General features: G+C 71.9%; 4 protein-coding genes and 1 pseudogene. 3 read left to right on the forward strand and 2 right to left on the reverse strand.

Going from position 1 to position 3,983, the window contains the following annotated elements; all coding sequences use genetic code 11:
• The coding region (locus tag ACN675_RS28150) for a TldD/PmbA family protein (protein WP_420753950.1) at positions 1–1,322 on the forward strand (1,322 nt) is incomplete at its 5' end.
• Positions 1,319–2,686: a metallopeptidase TldD-related protein gene (locus ACN675_RS28155; RefSeq protein WP_420753951.1), complete on the forward strand. Its 1,368-nt coding sequence runs from the start codon at positions 1,319–1,321 to the stop codon at positions 2,684–2,686. The genes ACN675_RS28150 and ACN675_RS28155, both read left to right, overlap by 4 nt.
• A 42-nt stretch (positions 2,687–2,728) precedes the next feature.
• Here the strand turns inward: ACN675_RS28155 and ACN675_RS28160 are convergent, their stop codons facing one another.
• Positions 2,729–3,259, reverse strand: a complete 531-nt coding sequence (locus ACN675_RS28160; RefSeq protein ID WP_420753952.1) for a glutathione peroxidase — start codon at positions 3,257–3,259, stop codon at positions 2,729–2,731.
• Between the two features lie 80 nt (positions 3,260–3,339).
• Entirely contained in the window at positions 3,340–3,744 is a 405-nt protein-coding gene (locus ACN675_RS28165) for a PPOX class F420-dependent oxidoreductase (RefSeq protein ID WP_420753953.1), read from the reverse strand.
• Between the two features lie 68 nt (positions 3,745–3,812).
• Between ACN675_RS28165 and ACN675_RS28170 the strand changes: the two are divergent.
• A pseudogene (locus ACN675_RS28170) lies at positions 3,813–3,983 on the forward strand (precorrin-3B synthase); the annotation flags it as partial.

Raw genomic sequence — 3,983 nt, forward strand, 5'->3', positions numbered from 1 at the left:
TGCGGGTGCTGGTCGACGGCACCTGGGGCTTCGCCTCGCACGCCGAGCTGACGGCGGACACGGCCGCGGCGACGGCCCGGCAGGCGCTCGAGGTGGCTCGGGCGTTGCGGCCGCTGAACCGGGATCCGGTGCAGTGGGCCGACGAACCGGTCTACCCGGACGCGGTGTGGGTCTCGCAGTACGACCTCGATCCGTTCGCGGTGCCGACCGTCGACAAGGTCGCGATCCTCACCGACCTGTCGCAGCGGCTGCTCGCCGCCGACGGCGTCGACCATGTGACGGCGCACTGTGTGCAGGTCAAGGAGCAGACCTTCTACGCGGACCTGGCCGGCTCGACCATCACCCAGCAGCGAGTGCGGATCCAGCCGCAGTTCGAGGCGACCACCGTCGATCAGGCGGCCGGGGTGTTCGAGACCATGCGCACCCTCGCTCCCCCCACCGGCCGCGGCTGGGAGTACCTCGCGACCGACGATCACTGGGACTGGACCGGGGAACTGGCGGCGCTGCCGCAGTGGCTGGCGGAGAAGGCCGCGGCGCCGTCGGTGGTCGCCGGCCCGACGGATCTGGTGATCGATCCGACCAACCTCTGGCTGACCATCCACGAGTCGGTCGGGCACGCCACCGAATACGACCGGGCCGTCGGCTACGAGGCGGCGTACGCGGGCACGTCGTTCGCCACCCCGGACCTGCTGGGGTCGCTGCGCTACGGCAGCGACGTGATGCACGTGACCGCGGACCGCACCGACCCGCACGGCCTCGCGACCGTCGGCTTCGACGACGACGGGGTCGCCGCGCAGTCCTGGGACCTGGTCCGCGACGGGGTGCTCGTCGGCTTCCAGGTGGATCGGGCGTTCGCGCCGCGGCTCGGGTTGCCGCGCTCGAACGGCTGCGCCTACGCCGACTCGGCGCACCACGTGCCGATCCAGCGGATGCCGAACGTGTCGCTGCAACCGGATCCGCACGTGGATCGGTCCACCGCGGACCTGATCGCCGGCGTCGAGGACGGCCTGTACATCGTCGGCGACAAGTCCTGGTCGATCGACATGCAACGCTACAACTTCCAGTTCACCGGCCAGCGCTTCTACCGCATCCGCGGCGGGCAACTGGCCGGTCAGGTGCGCGACGTCGCCTACCAGGGCACCACCACCGACTTCTGGGGTGCGCTCGAGGCGGTCGGCGGGCCGTCCACCTGGCGGCTCGGTGGCGCCCTGAACTGCGGCAAGGCGCAACCCGGGCAGGTCGCGGCGGTGAGCCACGGCTGCCCGTCGGCGCTGTTGCGCGGCATCAACGTGCTCAACACCCGGACGGAGGGCGGACGATGATCGAGCCGCAGGAACTGGTGGAGCGGGCGCTGCGCGCGTCCACGGCCGACGAGACGATCGTGCTGGTGACCGAGGTGTCGGAGGCGGCGCTGCGGTGGGCCGGCAACTCGATGACCACCAACGGGGTGTCGCGGTCGCGGTCCTGGACGGTGCTGGCGATCCGGCGCGAACCGGTGACCCGCGTCGGGATCGTCACCTCGAGCAGCGTCGATCCCGCGGACGTCACCGCGGTGGTCGCCGCGGCGCAGGCCGCCGCCGAGGACGCCGCCCCGGCGACCGACGCGATGCCACTGCTCGACGGCACCGGCAGCCCCTCGGACTGGGGGGACGCGTACACCGGCACCGGCATCGCGGTGTTCGACGAGGTGATCGACGCGCTGACCGAAGGATTCGGCGGCCCCGACCTGCTCTACGGGTTCGCACACCACCAGGTGTGCACCACCTGGCTCGGCACCTCCACCGGGCTGCGACGCCGGTACACGCAGCCGGAGGGCTCGATCGAGGTGCACGGCAAGCGGGGCGGGCCGACCGGTCCCGGCGCCTGGGCGGGCGCCGGCACCCGCGACTTCCGGGACGTCGACACCACCGCACTGCTGGTGGAGCTGGACCGGCGCCTGGACTGGGCGCGCAAGTCCGTGGAGTTGCCGGCGGGACGCTACGAGACGCTGCTGCCGCCGTCCGCGGTGGCCGACCTGATGATCTACCTGATGTGGTCGATGGAGGGCCGCGGCGCCGAGGAGGGGCACACCGCGCTGTCCCGGCCGGGTGGCACCCGGATCGGCGAGATCCTGACCCCGCTGCCGCTGACGTTGTATTCGGATCCGGCCGCGCCGGGTCTCGCATGCGCGCCGTTCGTCACGGCGACCGCCTCCACGGACGCGGTGTCGGTGTTCGACAACGGACTCGACACCGGACGGGTCGACTGGATCCGGGACGGGACCGTGCATGCGCTGACGTATCCGCGGGCCGCGGCCGCCGAGTTCGGGGCGACCGTCACCGCGCCCGGCGACAACCTGCTGCTCACCGGCGGATCGGCGGCGAGCATCGACGACCTGGTGGCCTGCACCGAGCGGGGGCTGCTGCTGACCACCCTCTGGTACATGCGGGAGGTCGATCCGGCGACGCTGCTGCTGACCGGCCTGACCCGCGACGGGGTGTACCTGGTGGAGGACGGTGAGGTGGTCGCGGCGGTGAACAACTTCCGGTTCAACGAATCCCCGCTGGACCTGCTGCGGCGCGCCACCGAGGTCGGCGCCACCGAACGGACCCTGCCGCGGGAGTGGAAGGACTGGTTCACCCGCACCGCGATGCCGCCGATGCGCATCCCCGACTTCCACATGTCGTCGGTCAGCGCGGCCCGCTGACCGGCGGGGCCCGGGAACCGTGCGGTTCCCGGGCCCGGGGTCTCAGGCCAGGTCGGCGACCTGCCGGCCGATCTCCTCCGGGGTGACCGTCGGCTCGAAGCGGCGCACCACCGCGCCGTCCGGATCCACGAGGAACTTGGTGAAGTTCCACTTCACCGCGTCGGTGCCGATCGTCTCCGGCATCGTCTTGCTGACGTGCTCGTACAGGAACCCGTGGTCCGGCCCGAAGTCGCCGGGGGCCTCGGCGCGCAGGTGCCGGTACAGCGGATGCGCGTCGTCGCCGTTGACGTCGATCTTCCCGTACACCGGGAACGTCACGTCGTAGGTGAGGCGGCAGAACTCCTGGATCTCGGCGTCGGTGCCGGGTTCCTGACCGGCGAACTGGTTGCACGGGAACCCGATGATCTGCAGCTTGTCCCCGGCCTGCCGGTGCAGCGCCTCGAGTCCCTCGTACTGCGGCGTCAGGCCGCACTTGCTGGCGACGTTGACGATCAGCAGGTACTTGCCGGCGTAGCCGCTCAGGTCCTCGGTGGTGCCGTCGGCGGTGGCGACGGTGAAGCTGTGCACGCTCATGAAGTCGTTTCCTCGTGGTCGGGTGGATCGAACAGGGGCGGGCGTGGCGACCGACTCGAGATCGCCTGCCTCCGGCGAGATTACGGTTCGTCGACGCTGCAGGCGAGACCGATCGTGCCGGACCGGCCGCGGCGCAGCAGGCTGGCCTTGACCCCGAGCCAGCCGAGGATCCCGTACTTGCGGGCGATCGCGGCGCGGGCGCGGTCGGTGCCGGCGTCGTCGAGCACGACCGCGGTGCCCGCGACCGCGGCGCTGCGCGGCTTGCCCCGCGCGTCGCACACCGCCAGGGTGATGCGCGGGTCCCGGCGCAACCGGCGCACCTTGTACGAGTCGGTCTCGGTCCACACCAGCAACCGGTCCCCGTCGGCGGCGGCCCACACGGGCGTGGGCACGGCGGTGCCGTTCTTGCGGAAGGTGCTGAGCAGCACGAACTTGGCGGCGGCGAGGTCGGTGAACGACGGCCGCGTGAGATCCCCATCAGACATGACCACACCCTACGCAGACGTGCAGGCCCCCGCGGCGCCCGGCGGGCGGCCGTTCTAGCCTGGACCTCATGTCCGAGTCCCGATCCGCCGTCGACGTGCACCTGCCGGGCGGTGCCCTGACCGCCGCGCAACTGCAGGCCCTCGCCGAACTCGCCCACGCCCACGGCGACGCGGAACTGCTGCTCACCGATCACGCAGGGCTGCGGATGCACGGCGACCGCGACACCCTGACCGGGTCC

The organism is Rhodococcus sp. O3 (assembly GCF_048897285.1).
GTDB lineage: Bacteria > Actinomycetota > Actinomycetes > Mycobacteriales > Mycobacteriaceae > Rhodococcus.

Excerpts from the sequence above, each read along its gene's own strand:
- ACN675_RS28155 (WP_420753951.1), top strand. The coding sequence starts at position 1,319 with ATGATCGAGCCGCAGGAACTGGTGGAGCGGGCGCTGCGCGCGTCCACG.
- ACN675_RS28160 (WP_420753952.1), bottom strand. The coding sequence starts at position 3,259 with ATGAGCGTGCACAGCTTCACCGTCGCCACCGCCGACGGCACCACCGAG.
- ACN675_RS28165 (WP_420753953.1), bottom strand. The coding sequence starts at position 3,744 with ATGTCTGATGGGGATCTCACGCGGCCGTCGTTCACCGACCTCGCCGCC.